The 19,503-nt window shown below is 60.0% G+C and carries 22 protein-coding genes and 1 tRNA gene; 7 read left to right on the top strand and 16 right to left on the bottom strand.

Annotated elements, in window-relative coordinates; translation table 11 throughout:
* Nucleotides 1-27: 27 nt before the first annotated feature.
* Entirely contained in the window at nt 28-1,119 is a 1,092-nt protein-coding gene (gene lpxD / locus Q0908_RS02090; protein WP_299280774.1) for a UDP-3-O-(3-hydroxymyristoyl)glucosamine N-acyltransferase, read from the bottom strand.
* Between the two features lie 29 nt (nt 1,120-1,148).
* The gene (locus tag Q0908_RS02085; RefSeq protein WP_299280773.1) at nt 1,149-2,771 is read right to left on the bottom strand and encodes a L,D-transpeptidase family protein; all 1,623 of its coding nucleotides are present in this window, start codon (nt 2,769-2,771) and stop codon (nt 1,149-1,151) included.
* A 315-nt stretch (nt 2,772-3,086) separates the two neighbouring features.
* Between Q0908_RS02085 and Q0908_RS02080 the strand changes: the two genes are divergently transcribed.
* Nucleotides 3,087-3,656 (top strand): DUF882 domain-containing protein, encoded by a 570-nt coding sequence (locus Q0908_RS02080; RefSeq protein WP_299280772.1) that lies wholly within the window; start codon nt 3,087-3,089, stop codon nt 3,654-3,656.
* Between the two features lie 176 nt (nt 3,657-3,832).
* Here Q0908_RS02080 and Q0908_RS02075 read toward each other — a convergent pair whose 3' ends face one another.
* The 14 genes from Q0908_RS02075 to Q0908_RS02010 form a co-directional block, all read right to left on the bottom strand.
* A complete protein-coding gene (locus tag Q0908_RS02075; protein WP_299280771.1) occupies nt 3,833-4,690 on the bottom strand; it encodes a hypothetical protein in 858 nt (285 codons plus the stop codon).
* Nucleotides 4,687-5,832, bottom strand: coding sequence for a DNA cytosine methyltransferase (locus Q0908_RS02070; protein WP_299280770.1), 1,146 nt, complete (start codon nt 5,830-5,832; stop codon nt 4,687-4,689). Before Q0908_RS02070 ends, Q0908_RS02075 begins: the two co-directional genes overlap by 4 nt.
* Before the next feature lie 95 nt (nt 5,833-5,927).
* A tRNA-Arg gene (locus tag Q0908_RS02065) sits at nt 5,928-6,004 on the bottom strand.
* A 157-nt stretch (nt 6,005-6,161) separates the two neighbouring features.
* The gene (locus Q0908_RS02060; RefSeq protein WP_299280769.1) at nt 6,162-7,382 is read right to left on the bottom strand and encodes a cysteine desulfurase; all 1,221 of its coding nucleotides are present in this window, start codon (nt 7,380-7,382) and stop codon (nt 6,162-6,164) included.
* 1 nt (nt 7,383) lies between these two features.
* Nucleotides 7,384-7,980 (bottom strand): Yip1 family protein, encoded by a 597-nt coding sequence (locus Q0908_RS02055; RefSeq protein ID WP_299280768.1) that lies wholly within the window; start codon nt 7,978-7,980, stop codon nt 7,384-7,386.
* Nucleotides 7,977-8,459, bottom strand: coding sequence for a YIP1 family protein (locus tag Q0908_RS02050; protein ID WP_299280767.1), 483 nt, complete (start codon nt 8,457-8,459; stop codon nt 7,977-7,979). Before Q0908_RS02050 ends, Q0908_RS02055 begins: the two co-directional genes overlap by 4 nt.
* Complete coding sequence (sufD, locus tag Q0908_RS02045) at nt 8,459-9,739, bottom strand: Fe-S cluster assembly protein SufD (RefSeq protein WP_299280766.1); 1,281 nt, start codon at nt 9,737-9,739, stop codon at nt 8,459-8,461. Before sufD ends, Q0908_RS02050 begins: the two co-directional genes overlap by 1 nt.
* Nucleotides 9,739-10,494, bottom strand: a complete 756-nt coding sequence (sufC, locus tag Q0908_RS02040) for a Fe-S cluster assembly ATPase SufC (protein WP_299280765.1) — start codon at nt 10,492-10,494, stop codon at nt 9,739-9,741. Before sufC ends, sufD begins: the two co-directional genes overlap by 1 nt.
* A gap of 32 nt (nt 10,495-10,526) precedes the next feature.
* Entirely contained in the window at nt 10,527-10,841 is a 315-nt protein-coding gene (locus Q0908_RS02035) for a heavy metal-binding domain-containing protein (RefSeq protein ID WP_299280764.1), read from the bottom strand.
* The gene (locus Q0908_RS02030; RefSeq protein WP_299280763.1) at nt 10,838-11,044 is read right to left on the bottom strand and encodes a hypothetical protein; all 207 of its coding nucleotides are present in this window, start codon (nt 11,042-11,044) and stop codon (nt 10,838-10,840) included. Before Q0908_RS02030 ends, Q0908_RS02035 begins: the two co-directional genes overlap by 4 nt.
* Nucleotides 11,041-11,250, bottom strand: coding sequence for a hypothetical protein (locus tag Q0908_RS02025; protein ID WP_299280762.1), 210 nt, complete (start codon nt 11,248-11,250; stop codon nt 11,041-11,043). The genes Q0908_RS02030 and Q0908_RS02025 overlap by 4 nt, the downstream gene beginning before the upstream one ends.
* A gap of 2 nt (nt 11,251-11,252) precedes the next feature.
* Entirely contained in the window at nt 11,253-12,788 is a 1,536-nt protein-coding gene (sufB, locus tag Q0908_RS02020) for a Fe-S cluster assembly protein SufB (protein WP_299280761.1), read from the bottom strand.
* Between the two features lie 20 nt (nt 12,789-12,808).
* A complete protein-coding gene (locus Q0908_RS02015) occupies nt 12,809-13,849 on the bottom strand; it encodes an aminotransferase class V-fold PLP-dependent enzyme (RefSeq protein WP_299280760.1) in 1,041 nt (346 codons plus the stop codon).
* Nucleotides 13,850-13,942: 93 nt separating this feature from the next.
* On the bottom strand, nt 13,943-14,404 hold the full coding sequence (locus tag Q0908_RS02010) for an Rrf2 family transcriptional regulator (protein WP_299280759.1): 462 nt from the start codon (nt 14,402-14,404) through the stop codon (nt 13,943-13,945).
* Nucleotides 14,405-14,564: 160 nt separating this feature from the next.
* Here Q0908_RS02010 and Q0908_RS02005 point away from each other — a divergent pair, with 160 nt between their 5' ends.
* The 6 genes from Q0908_RS02005 (at nt 14,565) to Q0908_RS01980 (ending at nt 19,503) form a co-directional block, all read left to right on the top strand.
* Complete coding sequence (locus tag Q0908_RS02005) at nt 14,565-15,218, top strand: alpha/beta hydrolase (RefSeq protein WP_299280758.1); 654 nt, start codon at nt 14,565-14,567, stop codon at nt 15,216-15,218.
* Nucleotides 15,218-15,457, top strand: coding sequence for a hypothetical protein (locus Q0908_RS02000; RefSeq protein WP_299280757.1), 240 nt, complete (start codon nt 15,218-15,220; stop codon nt 15,455-15,457). Before Q0908_RS02005 ends, Q0908_RS02000 begins: the two co-directional genes overlap by 1 nt.
* Nucleotides 15,454-16,035 (top strand): HD family hydrolase, encoded by a 582-nt coding sequence (locus Q0908_RS01995; RefSeq protein ID WP_299280756.1) that lies wholly within the window; start codon nt 15,454-15,456, stop codon nt 16,033-16,035. Before Q0908_RS02000 ends, Q0908_RS01995 begins: the two co-directional genes overlap by 4 nt.
* A gap of 278 nt (nt 16,036-16,313) precedes the next feature.
* Complete coding sequence (locus Q0908_RS01990; RefSeq protein ID WP_299280755.1) at nt 16,314-17,057, top strand: AraC family transcriptional regulator; 744 nt, start codon at nt 16,314-16,316, stop codon at nt 17,055-17,057.
* A 211-nt stretch (nt 17,058-17,268) separates the two neighbouring features.
* Complete coding sequence (locus Q0908_RS01985; RefSeq protein ID WP_299280754.1) at nt 17,269-18,483, top strand: NADP-dependent isocitrate dehydrogenase; 1,215 nt, start codon at nt 17,269-17,271, stop codon at nt 18,481-18,483.
* 114 nt (nt 18,484-18,597) lie between these two features.
* The gene (locus Q0908_RS01980; protein WP_299280753.1) at nt 18,598-19,503 is read left to right on the top strand and encodes a mechanosensitive ion channel family protein; all 906 of its coding nucleotides are present in this window, start codon (nt 18,598-18,600) and stop codon (nt 19,501-19,503) included.

Here is a 19,503-nt window from a genome sequence, read left to right as displayed (position 1 = left end):
AATCCCTTTGCCCGTTCTGGCGTTGATTTAGTCACTGGGGTCCGCCTTGAAAACCGCTTTCTTGAGCTCGGTGATGTCGCGCAAATAGCGGGGCAGTCGGCGCAGCGCCTTGTAGGTGTCGATCTGCCCCTTCATTTCGGTGGCAGGATAGCCCATCATCACCTTGCCGCGGTGCACTGAACTCAGCACCTTGGACCCGGCCGTGATCACAACCCGGTCCCCGATTTTCAGGTTGTCCGCCACGCCGACCTGACCGGCGCAGACCACGAAATTGCCCATGGTGGTGGACCCTGCGATGCCGACAAGCGCGCAAAGTAGATTGTCTGTCCCTATGACCACGTTGTGCCCGATCTGAACCAGCGCGTCGATCTTCGTGCGCGCTCCGATGCGGGTTGCGCGGATGGTGCCATTGTCGACGGTGGTGTTTGCCCCGATCTCGACGTCATCAGCGATCTCGACACCGCCCAGACTCGCGATCCGCGCCCAAGGCTGGCCCGCACTCTCGCCTTGCTCGCCAAGGGTTTCGCGGACCGCCTCGACCGCGCCCTTCTCGGGCGTCACAAAGGAAAACCCGTCGCCGCCGATCCGCGCGCCGGGATGGGCCATGAAGCGCGCCCCGATCCTTACCCTGGCCCCGATGCTGACATGTTCGCGCAAGAAGGCCCCCGGCCCCAGTTGCGCCTGCCAGCCAACATATGACAGCGGCCCGATCACGGACCCGTCGCCAATCACCGCCTCCGGGCCAATCACGGCACCGGGGCCGATGCTCACATCCGCCCCGATCTGGGCTGAGGGATCGATGATTGCCGCGCTGTGGATACCGGGCGCAAAGCCCTGGCCCGGATCCATCATCGAGGTCAGCCGCGACATCGCAAAGCGCGGGCGCTTGGGAAGGATGGCCGCCTCGAGCCCAAGGGCCTGCCAATCCGCATCCGCCCAAAGCATCGCCGCCTCGGCCTGCCCTTCCTTTAGCGTCTCGGCATATTTCGGTGTGCCCGCAAGCGCGAGATCGCCGGGCCCTGCATCGCCCGGCTCGGCCAGCGCCGTTATGACCAGGCTGGTGTCCCCAACGGCCTGCGCCTCAAGGGCGGTGGCCAAAGCGTCAATTGTATATCGCATCAATGCCCCCTCGTGTTCAGGGGCATGACTTACCCCTGAACCGCGCGCAGAGCCACCCCTGCATTGGACAACTCACGCCAGACCTTGGCATCCCGGCCATAGATGTCGCGGCGATACTGGGTGTGCCCTTTGGCGGTGGTAAAGGCCGTGCGATAGATGATGTGCACCGGCACAGGCGATTTCAGATCAACCCGCGTCTCGCGGCCCGTGGCCAATACCGACTGAAAGTACTTTTCCGGGTTGGCTTCCTGCTTGGCAAGCAGCGCATAGGCAAAGTCGAACGGATCCGCCAGACGCACGCAGCCATGACTGTAGGCCCGCACCTCGCGGCCAAAGAGGTTCTTGGCCGGCGTGTCGTGCAGGTAGATGTTGTGCACGTTTGGGAACATGAACTTCACGAGGCCCAAGGCATTGCCTTTGCTGGGCGGCTGGCGCATCGCGAAGGGAAACGTCTTTTCGGTGTATTGCGAGAAATTCACCGCGCCCCGGTTCACCTTGCGTCCCTTGCTGTCGGTAATTTCAATGTGCTTGACCGCGTTGCGATTGCGCTTGAGTTCAGGCAGATATTCCTTGGTCACGATGGAGCGCGGCACATACCAGCTTGGGTTGATCACCATGAATTCCATCACATCCGAGAATTCAGGCGTGGGGCGATCATCTTTGTTGGCCCCGACCACAGATCGCGTCTGAAAGGTGACCTTGCCGTTGTCGATGACCTTGGCGGTAAAGTCGGGGATGTTCACCAGAATGTGGCGTTTGCCGCGCTCTTGATTGACCCACCGTTCCCGCTCCATCGCGACGATGATTGACTGCAGGCGGGCCTGCACGTCCTTGTTGATTTCGGCCATCGTGCCCGCCCCGGCGACACCGTCGGCAGCCAGGCCATGGGCGAGCTGGAATTGCTGCACAGCGGATTGCATCGCTGCGTCATATGTCTGGCTGTTGGTCCGCTTGAGGAAGCCCATCGCGATCAGCCGGTTGCGCATTGCAACGACTTCGCCACCCGACTGGCCCGGTTTCAACGCCTTGGCCGGAACCCGTGCGCCCCACCCGCCTTTGGACAGCAACCGCTCCATCCGCAGCTTTTCCTTCATCAGAGCGTTGTATTCCATAGTCTTGGGGGCCAGCGCCTTGAAGAAGCCGCCCGGCGAGGATTTGGAGAAGTTCACCAGATAGGACGTGCGATCCCGGTATGGCACCTGACGCACAATGGCGCTGTCCACACGGCTCGGGACCAGCACGCCGGTCTGCAGATCCCGCGCGTATTGCAGAAAGGTTCGGCTGAGTTCGACCTCGACCAGACCGCGATCACGCTCGGTCTTGGCGGCCTTCATCTTGGCTTGCAATCCGGCGGCATCGTAGCGTCCGGCCGGCAGGCCATGATTGCCCGCCCCGTCGAGCGCCTTGAACAATGCGACGCGACGCTGGCGTTCCTTGCCCGAGCGGCCTGTCCACAGGCTCGCGTAACCGTTTGCCTTGTAAAAGGCCGCGATGTCCGCATCGCGCGCGGCGGATTCTGCCACGGCTTGTTTGAATGCTGTGACCTGCGCCGTCGCCGCTTGAGGCAGCCCGGTCAGCACCAAGGCCAGCGTAACCGCGAGCAGCGTTGCCCAAATGCGGGGCGTCCAGAAATTCGAAACGGTCACAGTCATATCGCACCTCGTAAAATAAATCTCTTGCCAGTGCGTGAATATATCTCAAATCCGATTGTGGAGTGTCCATTCACAACCCCAACATTTAGCGAAGTTGGCCGGACCTGATGCGCATGTGCATCGTTGGCTGGGGGCTGCGCCACAAAAGATACAATTTGCGCAAGAATTTGCCAAAATCAGTTGCGATGAAATGTGTGACAGATTCAGCACTTGGTAAACGAATCGTGCTATGACATAGATATGGTACATCTGGGGACGAGATGAGAAGACCCGTGTAACATCATGGGCAGGCAGGCGTACGGGGCGCGCAGTAAAATGACACATGAAAACACTACGGGTATGACCCGCCGCGCACTTTTGGGCGCATTTGCGGCAACAGCGATCACAGCCGCACCAACCTACTCCAACGCAGCAGGGTTCCTGCGCGGATCAGGCGATATTCGCCGCCTCCGGATGTATTCCGGACGGACGGGCGAACGCATCGACATGATCTATTGGATCGAAGGTGACTACATCAAGGACGCAGTGCAGGAAGTGAACCACTTCATGCGGGACTGGCGTACGGATGACGTGAAAAACATGGACCTGCGCACTGTCGACATCATGGCCGCTGCACACAACCTTTTGGATGTCGACGAACCCTACATGTTGCTTTCGGGATATCGCAGCCCCAAGACCAACGCCATGTTGCGCTCGCGCAGCGGCGGTGTGGCCAAGAATTCCCTGCACATGAAAGGCCAAGCCGCTGACTTGCGCCTTTCCACACGCTCGGTCAGCCAGATGGCACGCGCTGCCGTGGCCTGTCGCGGCGGCGGGGTTGGCAAATATTCCGGTTCGAATTTTGTGCATATGGATTGCGGCGTCGTGCGCAGTTGGGGCGGCTGACTTTAGGCAGCCGCTTTTGAATTGAACTGAAAGGCGCGTCCCACATGGGTTCGCGCCTTTTTATGTATCGGGATCGGAACAACGCTTGGCGAACTCAGCGAGCAACACCAGTGCCGGCGTGAAACGCACAATGTCTCGACGATCCTCGCCGCGAAAGCGCAGGCAAGGCCCTCCCGTCATGAGCGACGGATCGGCGTCGGGCTGCTCTTTTTCTGCTCGACCCCACCGCGCGAGATGGATGTGGTGCGCACGGTCTCGACCCCCTCATGCCCCACTTCGAACTCGACCCGGTTCAATTCCCTATCCAGACCGCCAAAACATTGATGCATCGCGTCAAGAATACCGACATCCGACAACGCATTGACGCGCGGTTTGGGATTGTTGCGGGGGCTGGGGACGGTGCCGGGAAAGAGATAAATGCACGGCGGTGGCACACGATAGGGGCCAACTTCGGTCAGCCGAGTCTGATCCGTTGCCAGTTTCGGGCAGGGTCGGGCCAGCGTGCCACAAATCCAATCCCAGACGACCAGCCCGTCGATCCGCTGATTGCGGTCGATCATCTCGGCGCTCAAACGGGTGTGGATGCCGGACCAGACATTGTGGCGCGGATCAGCACCCGGGTTGCTGCACACGCTCCACACAATGAACTCATCTGCGTGCGGGGGACGTTCAAAGATGTTGGTGTTGTTCCCGTCCAGACACCCTTTCAACTCGATGATCGCGGTTCGTCCGGTGTTGAGCGTCACAACGTAGTCATGGCGGTTGGCCTCGCCCGCCGACCCCCAATCCGTGATGTAACCGCCCTCCTGCATATGGCTGAGGACCAGCGAGACAAAATCCCGCTTTTCCTTCATCGATGCGGAAAACTGGCCTCTGATACGCTCGATCGTGCCTCGGAACAGACCGGACTGATAGAAGTCCTGCTCGTCGAGGCCATGATCGCCAAGCGTATGCGCCTGGGTCTTGAGCACCTCGGCGAACTCAAGGATCTTTTTGCGCAGCTCGGCGTTCTTTTCGCAGGGTATTTCGCTCACGCGCCCACCCGGCCTTGGGCAGGTTCTGTTTTCGAGATCAGCTTTTCAAACAGATGCTCGGCGATGTAGCGCACGACCGGAACCGCAACGCCATCGCCGGTCAGGTGGTAGGCCTCGTTATAGCGGGCGGGCAGTGCATAGCTGTCAGGCAGCCCCATCAGGCGCGCGGTCTCGCGGGTGGAAATCAAGCGCGATCTGATCTTTTTGCCTTCGACCACCATAATCAACTGGCGAGATGACCCACCCGCAGGTGTGCGCAGACATCCGGCAATCTCGTCAAAGCGGATTTCGGCGCGCTGCACCTTGATGCCGTGTTCGTGGCGCGTGCGTTTGTAAATCGTTCCGACCATTTTCACGCCCGCCGCCTTGGCCGTCTCGACCTTGGCCAGGTTCACCTCGGACATCATCGACAGCAGCGTCGTCGTCTCGGACGCGCTGTGCCATTTGGTGGAGGTCGGCCTATCCTCCACAAAATCGGCGAACTTGGTCTGGCGTTGTGGCGGCGTCGGCATGGACCACCACAGCCAGTTGTCCTGCAACGCGCTTGGCAATCTGCCAAAAGCGTTTTTCAAACTGGTCGGGTGCCAAGGGGTTTTGGGCCCGTCAGAGATCGTGAGCGCGGGCGCCGTCACATCAGCGCGCACAGCGATGATGAAAAGGCGCGGTCGTGATTGCGGCACGAAATGCACCGCATCGGCAACGATCGCGCCATATCGATAACCAAGGCTGCTGAGCGCCTCGCAGATCGCGGTGAAATCCGCGCCCTTGTGCGAGGTCAGCGTGCCAAGCACATTTTCCAATGCGATGATACCCGGCGCGCGGCCCTCGTCGCGCAGCGCCTGAATATGGTGAATAAATGGCCAGAAGGTTCCGGAGCGGTCACCTCTCAGCCCCGCGCCCTCACCCGCCAACGACAAATCCTGACACGGGAAAGAGCCCCACACCATATCGGGTTTGCCGGGCATGTCTTCGGGTGCGATGTTGCGAATATCGTCGACGATCAGATGATCGCCGCCCCAGTTCGCGCGATATGTCTCGGCTTTCTTGTGGTCGAAATCATTGGCCAGCAGGCATTGCCACCCCTCACCAAGACCGGCCAGGGCCATGCCCCCACCCGCAAAGAATTCATAGAAACTACGCAAAGCCTGTGACCCCCGCTTTGCCCGAATAGATCAGACCGACGAGAACTAAGCAAGAACACATTGGGACATGTTTCCTGACCCGGTGCGGGAAAAAGTGGCGATCGCACCAGGATTCGAACCTGGGACCTCTGCCTTCGGAGGGCAGCGCTCTATCCAGCTGAGCTATGCGACCACGTTGTGCGCGTATTTGGTGCATTCGCACGTCATCCGCGATGGTTTTGCCCTCCGCCGTCCGTGCGCCACGCGCTGTCCAGCCAAAGGATCACTGCCCGGCGGTATAGCCGGGTGCCGAAGGTGCTGCAATTGCTAATCTCGGGTGATGTGGTGCCTCAGGCAAACAGATCGTGCGCCAGCTCCAACGCGTCGATCAGCGCGTCGACCTCATCCGTGGTGTTATACATCCCGAAGGACGCGCGGCAGGTCGCGGTCAGCCCCAGATGCTCCATCAACGGGCCGGTACAATGCTGGCCCGCGCGCACCGCGACCCCCTTCTTGTCGAGGATGGTCGAGATGTCATGCGCATGCCCAGCCCCGTCCAGCGTGAACGAAAAAATCGCGCCTTTGTCGGGGGTTGTGCCCTGTACTTGAAGCCAGTTCAGACCGTTCAGCCGATCCACCGCGTAGTCGCGCAACTGATCCTCGTGGGCCTGGATCGCGTCCATCCCGTGACCCATCATATAGTCAATCGCCACGCCAAGGCCGATCATCTGGACGATGCCGGGCGTACCCGCCTCAAAGCGCATTGGGCCATCATTATAGGTCACCGCGTCCTTGGCGACCTCCTTGATCATGTCACCACCCCCTATGAAGGGGCGCATTTCGGCCATCCGGTCCGCCTTGACGTAAATCGCGCCCGACCCGGAGGGGCCGTAGAGTTTGTGGCCGGTGATCGCGTAGAAATCCGCGCCGATATCCTGCACATCCACAGGCATATGCACCGCCGCCTGCGAGCCATCGACCAGCACAGGCACGCCCTTTTCATGTGCGCCCGCGCAGATCGTTTTCACATCGACCTTGGTGCCAAGCACGTTGGACATATGGGTCACGGCAATCAGCTTGGTCTTGGGCGTGATGGCATCCAGCACCTTTTGCGGATCAAGCGCGCCGGTCGCATCCACATCCACCCATTTCAGCATCACGCCCTGCCGTTCGCGCAGAAAATGCCATGGCACAATATTGGCGTGGTGTTCCATCACGCTGAGGATGATCTCGTCGCCCGCTTCAAGGCGCGGCATGGCCCAGCCATAAGCGACCATGTTGATTCCCTCGGTGGTGCCTGAGTTGAAGATGATCTCGTCTTCGGACCCGGCATTCAGGAACGCGGCGATCTTGGCGCGCACGGATTCGTAATTGTCCGTGGCGAGGTTCGACAGGAAATGCAGGCCACGGTGGACGTTGGCATATTCCTCGGAATAGGCGCGCGAAATGGCGTCGATCACCACCTGCGGTTTCTGTGCGGAGGCCCCGTTGTCAAGGTAAACCAGCGGCTTGCCATTCACTTCGCGCGACAGGATCGGGAAATCGGCACGGATGCGATTTACATCGTACATATCAAAGTCCTCCGGCTGACACGCCCATCAGGGTCAGGATCAGCATCAGTCCGATAAAGACACCCACCACGACCGCAATCAGCAGCCCAAGCGCGCGCAAAAGAGAGTCAAATCGCAAGGCCGCGCTGATGAAATGCAGCATCAGCCAAAAGGCCAGGATCATCACGCCCAAGGCGGCCAGCCCCGCAAGGGTCGGCACCGCAAAGCTGAGCACCAGGATGGCGGCCTGCGCCACTGCACGCAGCGCTTGCAACCAGACCAGCAAGGCCAGCAGGTCGCTCATGTCGCCCTGCCCGCCCATGGCCCGCCCGGCCCAGAACAGGCCCTGCACCATCACAACAAGCCCGCCCGCGATCAGGACGAACAGCAATATGGGCCGCTCCAGCAAGGCGAGGATCGGCAGCGCCTCGCGCGCCACATCGTCAACCGACTGGCCCGTCAGAATGACAGGCCCGCTGGCCAGGATCGCATTGATCGCCGCCACCGCACACAGCGCCATGTAAAGCGTGGCGCGATCGAGGTCCCAGCCCATGATGCGGTCGGCAGCACTTTTGGGGTCGCGCACCGTGTCGACGGCCAATTGAGTCCAATTCGTCATGGGCGCCGCTCCTGCGCGATGGTGCCGCCGATCCAGAACCACAAAAAAACGCAGCACCAGACCAATCCGACAATCTGCATCTCAAGGCCCGGACCGATGAAACCGGCGACCAACCCGTGCAGCAGGATCAACGGGGTCGAGGCAAACAGCGCCCAAAACAGCGCAAGGCGCGCGCCATACGCATCCCCTTGCCCGCCCAGCACACGGCCAATCCCGCGCACCAGAAATGCAATCGCGTAAAACAGCAGGGGCGCAATGAACAGCCAAGCCATTAGGGTCGCCCCCATCAGCATGTTCAGATCCTGCCCCGTCAGATGGGCCTCGCGCGACAGGCGCGGCAGCTGCGCCACAAAGATCAGCGCGCAGGCCCCCATCAGATAGGCCAGCGCCCGGTCCTCGCGTTGTCCAAGATCAAGCAAACGGCGGATCACCTGGCCCGGCCCTCGATAGGTCGCGGCAATGTTGTGGGTCAGCGCCATCAGCCTCGATGCCGCTCCAGCCAGCCCTCGAGGCGATCTACCATGACGTCACGCAGACCTTCGTCTTCGATCTCCTCAACCGCTTCGGCCAGAAACGCGAGGGTCAGAAGGTCAGTGGCCGGTGCCTCCGGCACGCCGCGCGAGCGCAGGTAGAACAACGCCTCTTCGTCAATCGCGCCCGAGGTCGAGCCGTGCGAACACACCACGTCATCGGCATAGATTTCCAGCTCGGGCTTGGCGAGGAATTCGCTGTCACCATCCAGCAAAAGCGATTGGCTGATCTGATAGCCATCGGTCTTCTGCGCGCCCGCCTTGACGAGGATTTTGCCCTGAAACACACCCACAGCCCCGTTGCGCAGCACTTTCTTAAAGACCTGACGGCTTTCGCACCGCTCCGCATCGTGGGTGATGAACACCGTGTCATCGTGGTGGAAATCACCATCGCCAACACAGGCCCCAGCCACGTGCGCAATCGCATCATCGCCGGTCAACTCAATCACGCATTCATTGCGCGTCAGTCGTCCGTTCACGGTCAACGTAAAGGATTTGAAGGTGGATTCGGTCCCCAAGCGCGCAAAAAGGTGCGTCGCGGCGCGCCGTTCATGGTCGCGCCCCTGCGCGCGCACATGGTGGAAGGTGGCTGTGTCGGCAATATCGACCTCCATCACCTTGTTGAACCGGGCGGCGGCCGGGCCGTTTTCAAGCACGGTCAGTTCGGCCCCGGCGTCCAGCTTGATCACATGGTGCAGGATCGCATCGGACGTCTCATCGCTGTGATTGTAGACAAGGCTGATCGGTTTGGGCACCTTGCCCGTCACATGGATCAACACGCCATCGGTGGCAAAGGCGGTGTTGAGCGCGGCCAAGGGGCGCGGCACAGGCGTCTGGCCGCGCGCCTCGAGGACGCCGTAGACGCCTTTGGCCCAGTGGATGTCCGCATCCGCCTCGGCCAGCCGTTCGATGCTGAGGTAATCCATGGCGAGCGCATCGGACGCATCAGGGTTGAACACCCCATCATCAAACACAATCGTCAACGTGTCCGTACTGGCGAAAAGCGCAGCCTCGCCTGCATGGAATACAGCCGCTTCGGGCGCATCAGCCTGGGTCAGCGCATCGGGGCGGGTGAACTTCCAATATTCATCGCGCCGTTCGGGCAAGCCCATCGCGCGCAGCCGGGTCACCGCATCCGCGCGTGCTGAGCCAGACCATCCCTCCGAGCGCAGGTTCAGGTTTGCGATCCGCGCTTCGGTCGCATTCGGCTGTTCTGCGGTCGCGCTCATCACGCCACCTCAGCCAGAATGTCGGCATACCCGTTGTTTTCAACTTCAAGCGCCAGCTCCGGCCCACCGGTTTTCACAATGCGCCCATCGGCCATGATGTGCACGACGTCGGGTTTGATGTGGTCCAGAAGGCGCTGATAGTGGGTGATCACGAGAAAGCCGCGGCCCTCGTTGCGCAGTGCATTCACGCCTTCGGCGACCAGCTTCATCGCGTCAACGTCCAGACCCGAATCCGTTTCGTCAAGAATACACATCTTGGGTTCAAGCATCGCCATCTGCAGGATTTCATTGCGCTTTTTCTCACCACCTGAGAAACCGACATTGACCGGGCGCTTGAGCATATCGGCGTCGATCTTCAGTTCCTTGGCGCGTGCGCGCACGACCTTGAGGAACTCTGCGGCGCTCATTTCCTCTTCGCCGCGCGCTTTGCGCTGTGCGTTCACAGCCGTGCGCAGAAAGGTCATGTTGCCGACGCCGGGAATTTCGACCGGGTATTGGAAGGCGAGGAACAGGCCGGCAGCCGCGCGCTCTTCGGGGTCGATATCGAGCAGATCAATGTCGCCCAGGTAGGCCGCCCCTTCGGTCACCTCATAGCCATCCTTGCCAGACAGCACATAGGACAACGTGGACTTGCCCGACCCGTTCGGGCCCATGATCGCATGCACCTTGCCCGCCTCGACACTCAGATCGACGCCTTTGAGGATCTGCTTGTCCTCTTCCTCGAGTTTCACGTGCAGGTTTTTGATATTCAGCATTTTTTCTTCTTCCCTTGGCGCATGACGCGCGTTTATCCGATGATCACGGCGGTGCCCGAAACGGACACCATCAGCATGCTGTCCCCGACCACTTCGTAGTCGAGGTCGATGCCGACAACCGCGTTGGCGCCGACCTGTGCGGCGCGCTCTTCCAATTCCTTCATGGCCGTATCGCGCGCATCCTGCAGCTTGGATTCATAAGCGCCCGAGCGCCCCCCGATGATGTCCGTGATGCCCGCAAAGAAGTCGCGCACCACGTTGGCACCCATGATCGCTTCGCCGACAACGATGCCGCGATAGTCTGTGATCTTGTAACCCTCGACGGTGTTTGTGGTGGTCAGGATCATGCCGCCCCCCCGCTGAGAAAGGTGTAAAGCATCATCGCCAGCAACGCGGCCCCCGCCGCAGCCGAGGCGATGATAAAGGGCGAACCGCCAAGCAATCCGGTCGAGGTCTTGCCCTTACGTTTGCGCATATAAAGCCCGATCAGCGTGCCGATAAACACGCCAACAGCGGCCCCTGCGGACTGTTGAACAAGCTCCTGGATCATCGCTCGTCATCCACTCCGGGCTTGGACGCAAACATGAACCGCGCCGCACGGGCGGCCCCGCCTGTCATCGCCCCCGCAACCGTGAAACCAACCGTCAGGGGTGGCGCAAAGATCGCTCCCAAGCCAGCCCCCAGCACCGCGCCAAGCGCGACCCATCCCAGCATCGTTGCTAGAATGTTGGGTCGTTTATGCTCAGACTCCGCCACGATCAGCCCACCGACCCTTCAAGCGAAATCGCCACAAGCTGTTGGGCTTCCATCGCAAATTCCATTGGTAGGGCCTGAAGTACATCCTTGCAGAACCCGTTGACAACGAGGGCCACGGCCTCCTCCTCGTCCATGCCCCGGCTGCGGCAGTAGAACAGCTGGTCGTCATCCACCTTCGAGGTGGTCGCCTCGTGTTCGACCCGGCTCGAGTTGTTCTTGACCTCGATATACGGCACGGTATGCGCCCCGCATTTGTCCCCGATCAACAGGCTGTCGCATTGGGTATAGTTGCGCGACTCCTTGGCCTTGGGGTGCATCGACACGAGCCCGCGATAGGTGTTTTGCGCCTTGCCCGCGCTGATGCCTTTGGACACGATGCGCGACTTGGTGTTCTTGCCCAGATGGATCATCTTGGTGCCGGTGTCGGCCTGCTGCATGTTGTTGGCGATGGCGATGGAGTAAAACTCGCCCTGGCTGTCATTGCCGCGCAGGATGCAGGACGGATATTTCCACGTCACAGCCGAGCCGGTTTCCACTTGCGTCCACATGACCTTGGCCCGGTCGCCACGGCAATCGGCGCGCTTGGTGACGAAGTTGTAGATCCCTCCCTTGCCGTTTTCATCGCCCGGATACCAGTTCTGAACGGTCGAATATTTCACCTCGGCATCTTCTTCGATGATGATTTCGACCACGGCGGCATGCAGTTGGGCGATGTCACGCTGCGGCGCGGTGCACCCTTCGAGGTAGGACACGTAAGAGCCCTTGTCGGCAATGATCAGCGTGCGTTCGAACTGGCCGGTGTTTTCCGCATTGATGCGGAAATAGGTGCTCAACTCCATCGGGCAGCGCACGCCGGGGGGCACGTAGACAAACGAGCCATCCGAGAACACAGCCGAATTCAGTGTCGCATAGTAATTGTCCGACACCGGCACGACCGAGCCGAGGTACTTTTTGACCAGTTCGGGATGATCCTTGATCGCTTCGGAGATCGAGCAGAAGATAACGCCCGCCTTGGCCAGCTCGTCCTTGAAGGTCGTGCCGACCGAGACGGAGTCAAAAACCGCGTCGACGGCGACCTTTCGTGGCTCGTCGCTTGCGTTTTCAGCGCCCTCTACCCCTGCAAGGATCATCTGCTCTTTCAGCGGAATACCGAGCTTTGCATATGTCTCCAGCAGCTTGGGGTCGACCTCGTCCAGCGACTTGGGCTTGACCTCCATGGATTTGGGCCGCGCGTAGTAATACTGATCCTGAAAATCGATCTCGGGATAGTCGACCATCGCCCATTTGGGCTCTTCCTTTTGCAGCCAGCGCTCGTAAGCTGCCAGACGCCATTCGAGCATCCACTCAGGTTCTTCGTTTTTCTCGGAAATCAACTTGACGATATCGGGGGACAGGCCCTTGGGGGCGTATTCCATTTCGATGTCGGTTTCCCAGCCATATTTGTACGCGCCGCCAACCTCGCGAACCGCATCAACCGTTTCCTGATCAACGCCATCCTTGACCACCACATCGTCTACAACATTGTCCATATCAGACATTTCCCCTCGTGCTTCAGGCCTTAGGCGGCCCGCGCCTCGTGTTTCTTCAACTTTTGCGCCCATATGTCGGCAAAGCGCATCACATCCTGTTCCGTCGTTTCCAGCCCAAGCGACACGCGGACCGCATTGCCCGCAACGTGCCCAAATCCCATGGCCGTCAGCACCTTGCTGGTTTTGACTTTGCCACTTGAACAAGCGGATCCGGCTGAAATGGCAAAGCCCGCCAGATCCATCTGCATCACCTGCGTCTCGCCCTTCCATTGAGGCGTCGCAAAGCAGGCGGTGTTGGGAAGCCGGCGCGCTTCTTTCCCGATAAAAATAGTCGTATTTGAGGCAGCCTCAAGAGCACTTTCTAGAATATTTCTAAGTTTCTCGATTTCCGCCCATTTGCCTGCCTCCACGTCAACCTGCGCCGCAGCGGCTGCGGCACCAAATCCAGCAATTCCGATGATGTTCTCGGTGCCTGACCGGCGCCCCATTTCCTGCCCCCCACCGCGCAGGGTCGGGGTCACATCAAGGCCCCGGCGCAACACCAGCGCGCCAACCCCTTTGGGCCCGCCAAGCTTGTGCGCAGAGATCAACGCCATATCGATACCAGAAGTGTCGAACTCAATTGCGACCTTGCCCAAGGCCTGGGTCATATCGCTGACTGCGGTGCCTGCTGGCACGTCCTGCATGACCCCCGTTTCCGAGTTGGCCAATTGGAGCGCGCTGTCACGGGGTTCATCCAAGTCTACGGTTCCGCGCCGATCCACGGCCAACCGATCCGCGACCCACGCGCCGACCGCATCATGTTCGATCGGTGCCGCCACAAGATCACGCCCCGCACAGGCCAAGGCCGCCGCCTCGGTCGCGCTGGACACAAACACGATGTCAGCGTCCGCAGCCCCCATGGCGCGCGCCACCTGCGCACGTGCCGTCTCGACCAAAGACTTGGCCGCGCGCCCTTCCGCATGCACAGAGGATGGATTGCCAACCACATCCATCGCCGCGACCATCGCCGCGCGCGCCTCTGCCCTCAATGGGGTCGTCGCATTATGATCGAGGTAGATACGGCTCACCTGATCCATCTTTCATCTTGCCACGGAAACTCTGGGGGTTTGGGGGCTGGCCCCCAATAAAAGGTATGTTTGGGGGCTGGCCCGCACACCACACTACGCTTCATCCACCACCGCCATAAGGTTGGGCACCGCCGGGCACGGCACAAGATCATTGCCGATCACATCCGACAGCCGCGTCTGGTGCAAAAACACATAGACATGGGCGCTCAACCCCTCCCAAAGGCGATTGGTCAGCGACTGCGCGCGCGACCCGGATGCAGCCCCCGAAGCCCCGGCTCCCTTGTGCATCGCATCGACCTTTTCATCGACGGCCTCAAGAATGTCCGCCACACGAATGTCCGACGCCGAGCGGGCAAGGCGATACCCGCCCCCCGGCCCCCGCACCGACTGCACAAGGTTGGCGCGGCGCAATTTCACGAACAACTGTTCAAGATAGGGCAGCGAAATGTCCTGACGGCTCGAAATGTCGCTCAGGCTCACCAGATCTTCGCCCGGCTGCAAGGCAATGTCCGCCAGTGCGACCATCGCATACCGCCCCTTTGTTGAAAGTTTCATCGCCCATCCACCCCCAATTGACGTCACAGCCCATAGGCCATACATCCCTTTTCACCGCAGGACCACGAGCCTGCCCAGCAATTTAGAAACGTTCTAAGGTGTCCGATCAATTTCGTCAAGAAATCGGACCCTCAAAAAACGCGCGAGGACAGACACGCATATGCCCGAGGTCATTTTTCCCGGACCCGAAGGCCGCCTCGAAGGCCGCTACCACCCCCAGAAAGAACGTGACGCGCCCATCGCGATTGTGTTGCACCCGCATCCCCAGTTTGGCGGAACCATGAACCACAAAGTGGTGCATTCGCTGCATTACGCGTTTTTCAACATGGGCTTCACAGTGCTGCGCTTTAACTTCCGCGGCGTGGGGCGTAGCCAGGGTGAATATGATCAGGGGATCGGAGAGCTGTCCGATGCAGCCTCGGCCCTCGACTACCTGCAATCCATGAACAACAACTCCAAGCATTGCTGGGTTGCCGGTTTCAGCTTTGGCGCGTGGATCGGGATGCAGCTGCTGATGCGCCGCCCCGAAATCACGGGATTCATCAGTGTCTCGCCGCCCGCGAACATGTACGACTTTTCGTTTCTGGCCCCCTGCCCGTCCTCGGGCCTGATCATCAACGGCACGGCCGACCGCGTGGCCCCGCCCGCCGACACCGAGGGCCTCGTGAACAAGCTGCACGAACAAAAGGGCATCACCATCACCCACACCCAGATCGACGGGGCCGGGCACTTCTTTGAAGAGCCGCACATGGATACGCTGATCGGACACACGACCGATTACGTCAAACGCCGCCTGACCGAGACGTCGCGCTGATGGCCGATCCCGTTGTCATCGAAATGGCCAACCGGCTGGCCGAGGAGTGCCTCGCCGTGCAGGGCGAGATTGGGGATGACCGGCTGTTCATGCAGGTGGGCGACGTGCTCGGCGCGTCCTCGCAAACCCTCGAAGAGGCGTTTTTGACGGCTGTGCGCACACGGATGGCCAACGATGCGGGCCGCCGGTTTCTGGCTCAAAAGCTGAAGGCACACCAAGCCGCCGCCAAATCCGAGTGAGCAGGCTGGATCAGCAGATCGCCTTTCTGAACGAGGCCGACAAGCTGAAGTCGATCACCCGCGCTACGACCCTCGCCGATGGCAGTCGCGCGGAGAACAGCGCCGAACATTCCTGGCATCTGACGCTTTATGCACTGGTGCTGGCGGATCAGGCCGGGCCGGGTGTCGACATCAACCGCGTGGTCAGAATGTTAATCCTACACGATCTGGTGGAGATCGACGCAGGCGACAACCCGATCTTTGAGGATGTGGATGCCGCTGCCGTGGCCGCGCAGGAACAGGCCGCAGCGGACCGCATTTATGGGCTGCTGCCCGCCGACATCGCCGCCGAGTTGCGCGCGATCTGGGAAGAGTTCGAAGCCGCCGAGACCCCGACTGCTCAATTCGCCAAGGCGCTGGACCGGTTCCAGCCGCCAATGCTGAACCTCGCCTCGGGCGGGGGCAGTTGGACGGATTACGATGTGTCCGAGGCCATGATTGCCGAACGTGTGGGCACAAAGATCGCACGCGGTGCGCCCGGTTTGTGGGACTATGCGCGCCAGCGGATCGCTGCATTTTTCGCCGCGCGGAGCATATAAACGCCGCAGGTTCTGCAAAAATGTGAAAAATGGAGCACGACTGCAAGACTGTGCTATGTCATCGGTATAGCTAAGATGCACAAGCCGTGGGACCGAGGCAAACTTGTGGGCAAATCGACATGACAGAACACACCTTGCGAAAAGACATGGTGAATTGGATGCAAAACGATGCATGCGCGCAAATTCAAGAACGCCCAAGCCTGAATTGGTCCCGGGTCGACACTTATGTCTGTGATCAGGGCGATGGTGACTTCCAAGGAGGACTTAAGGGATTCCACTTGTTTGAGGCTTTGTTGTCTGGCCGGCAACGGGCGGAACTGGACCTCAACCTCGAACCGGGTGCGCCAAAAGAATATCTGCTGACGCCGGGATCGGTGCAATGCACCACGTCTGGCTTCGTGGCGAGCGTCGCGATGGAAGGCAAGATGGTTTTGCAACAAATCCTGATAGACGACAGTTTTTTTCGAGATGCCTGGGGAGCAATGCACCACGGTGATCCCGAGAATTTCGAGACATGGTCGTTTGTCGGCGTCCACGACGACGCCATGCGCCGCTGCGCGACGGCCCTGCTGGATGAGGCGCGGATGCCCTCGGCGGGGGGTGAACTTTACGCCGAAACGCTGGCCCAGCAGATTGCCCTGCTTGTTTTGCGCCGTCAGAACGCCCGCGCATCCAAACCTATTTCGACCTTCGAACTGTCCGACACCGAGTTGAACCGCGTGGTCGAACACATGACCGAAACACTCGAAAACCCCGGCGGGCTCGACACATTGGCCAGCCTCGTCGATATGGACGTCTTTGCCTTCACCCGCGCCTTCAAGGCGACGACCGGGGTGCCGCCCCACAGCTACCTGATCGAGTTGCGCCTGATCGAACTCAAAGAGCAACTGATCAACTCCGATCAGTCATTGGCCGACCTGGCCTATGCGACCGGTTTCTCAAGCCAGTCGCACATGACCACGCTGTTTGGCAAACGGGTGGGTATGAGCCCGGGCAAATACCGCAAACAGGCGCGTCAGTAACTGCGCCGCCGCTGCGATGGCAGAAACCTGCCATGCGCGCGCAGATGGCAAGATTCAGCAAGCCCCGACTATACCGCAGCCCTCATACGGGTATGATGCCAGTCTATAATGCGTCACATAATCTCAGTATACAATCGCATACACGGCTTCCAATTCTGCCGCAGACGCGCTATGCGCTGCGCGAAATACTCGTAACCCAAAGGACCCGCCCATGACCAAGATCAAGGTAGAAAATCCCATCGTCGAGATGGACGGCGATGAAATGACCCGCATCATCTGGGACTTCATCAAGAAAAAGCTGATCACGCCCTACCTCGATCTGGACCTGCTTTATTACGATCTCGGGATCGAGTCGCGGGATGAAACCAACGACCAGATCACCATCGATTCCGCCGAAAAGACCAAAGAGGTCGGCGTGGCCGTCAAATGCGCGACCATCACGCCGGACGAGGCGCGGGTCGAGGAATTTGGCCTCAAGCAGATGTGGCGCAGCCCGAACGGCACCATCCGCAACATCCTTGGCGGTGTTGTGTTCCGCCAGCCCATCATTTGTTCGAACGTGCCGCGCCTTGTGCCCGGCTGGACCCAGCCCATCGTGATCGGGCGCCATGCCTTTGGCGATCAGTACCGCGCCACGGACATGAAATTCCCCGGCCCCGGCACGCTGACCATGAAATTTGTCGGCGAAGACGGCACCGTGGACGAACGCGAAGTGTTCAAGGCCCCCTCGTCGGGCGTCTATATGGGCATGTACAACCTTGATGACAGCATCCGCGACTTTGCGCGCGCCTCGCTGAATTACGGTCTGAACCTGGGCTGGCCTGTGTACCTGTCCACCAAGAATACGATCCTGAAACAGTATGACGGCCAGTTCATGCTGATCTTTCAAGAGGTGTTTGAACAGGAATTCGAAGCGAAATTCAAAGAGGCGGGTATCACCTATGAGCACCGTCTGATCGACGACATGGTCGCGGCCGCGATGAAGTGGTCCGGCGGGTTCGTCTGGGCTTGTAAGAACTACGACGGCGACGTGCAGTCCGACACCGTGGCGCAGGGCTTTGGCTCATTGGGCTTGATGACCTCGCAACTGATGACGCCCGATGGCAAGATCGTCGAGGCCGAAGCGGCGCACGGCACCGTCACACGCCACTATCGTCAGCACCAGAAGGGCGAGGAAACCTCGACCAACTCGATCGCGTCCATCTACGCCTGGACCGGCGGGCTCAAGCACCGCGCAAAGCTGGACGACAACGCGCCCCTGATGAACTTTGCCGAAACGCTGGAAAAGGTCATCGTGGACACGGTCGAAAGCGGACACATGACCAAGGACCTCGCGCTGCTGGTCGGCCCCGATCAGAAATGGCTCACCACGATGGGCTTCCTTGAAAAGATCGACGAGAACCTGAACGCCGCCCTCAAAGGCTAACGGTTCGACATCGCATTCCAAAAGGGCTCGGCCATTGCCGGGCCCTTTTCGCTTTGCGGAACCATATGGCGCGTCGCGGTGTTGAAGATTTAGCATTCATTGCGCGAGGTTCCGATGCAAGATTTTCTGACCAACCTGTGGTCCATCTTTCCTGCCCCCATGCAGGAAAAGCTGTCGGGCTATCTTGAGAGTTTTTGGAAAATCCTGCCCAATCTGATCTTTGCGACGCTGTTCCTGTTCGTGGTCTGGGCGGTCGTGTTTGCGGCCAAAATAGTGGCACGACGGCTGACGCGGCGCTTACGGTCGAACCTGCAGGATGTGGCGGTATTGCTGACCAAAGTGACACTGTGGACCCTCGGCTTACTGATCGCGGCAACCATCGCCTTTCCGACCTTGTCGATTGCCAACATGTTTGCTGCCGCCGGTGTGGGCGGTTTGGCGGTCGCGTTTGCAGCGCGTGACATGCTCGAAAACTTCTTTGCCGGTGTCAGCCTGCTGGTGCGCAAGACCTTTGATGACGGCGATTATGTCGAATGCGAAGGGATCGAAGGGCAGGTCGAGCGTATCGCCATGCGCGAGACGCTGATCCGTCAGACGGACGGACAATTGGTGGTCGCGCCCAACAAGTTGTTTTTCCAAAACCCGCTGACGATCCGCACCAACCGCGACGTGCGCCGCACAACCGTTATCTGCGGTGTCGCCTACAAAGAGGATGTAGACACCGCCCGCGATGTGATCGAACAGGCGGTTGCGGCCTGCGACACGGTGCTCAAGGACGATCTGCCGATCCAGATCTTTGCACAGGAATTTGCCGACAGCGCCATCAACTTCGAGGTGACGTGGTGGACGCGGCCCAAGCCCGTCGACATCCGCCGCTCGCGCGATCAGGTGGTCGCGTCGGTCAAACGCGCGCTGGATGATGCGGGTATCGAGATCCCCTTCCCCTATCGCACGCTCACATTTGACGAGCCGCTCAAGATGGGGCGGGACGATGATGACAGCGTGCGCGACGCCGCTTGA

Origin of the sequence: uncultured Tateyamaria sp. (genome assembly GCF_947494755.1) — a bacterium.
Taxonomy (GTDB): domain Bacteria; phylum Pseudomonadota; class Alphaproteobacteria; order Rhodobacterales; family Rhodobacteraceae; genus Tateyamaria.
This window is presented reverse-complemented; position numbering and strand designations above follow the sequence as displayed.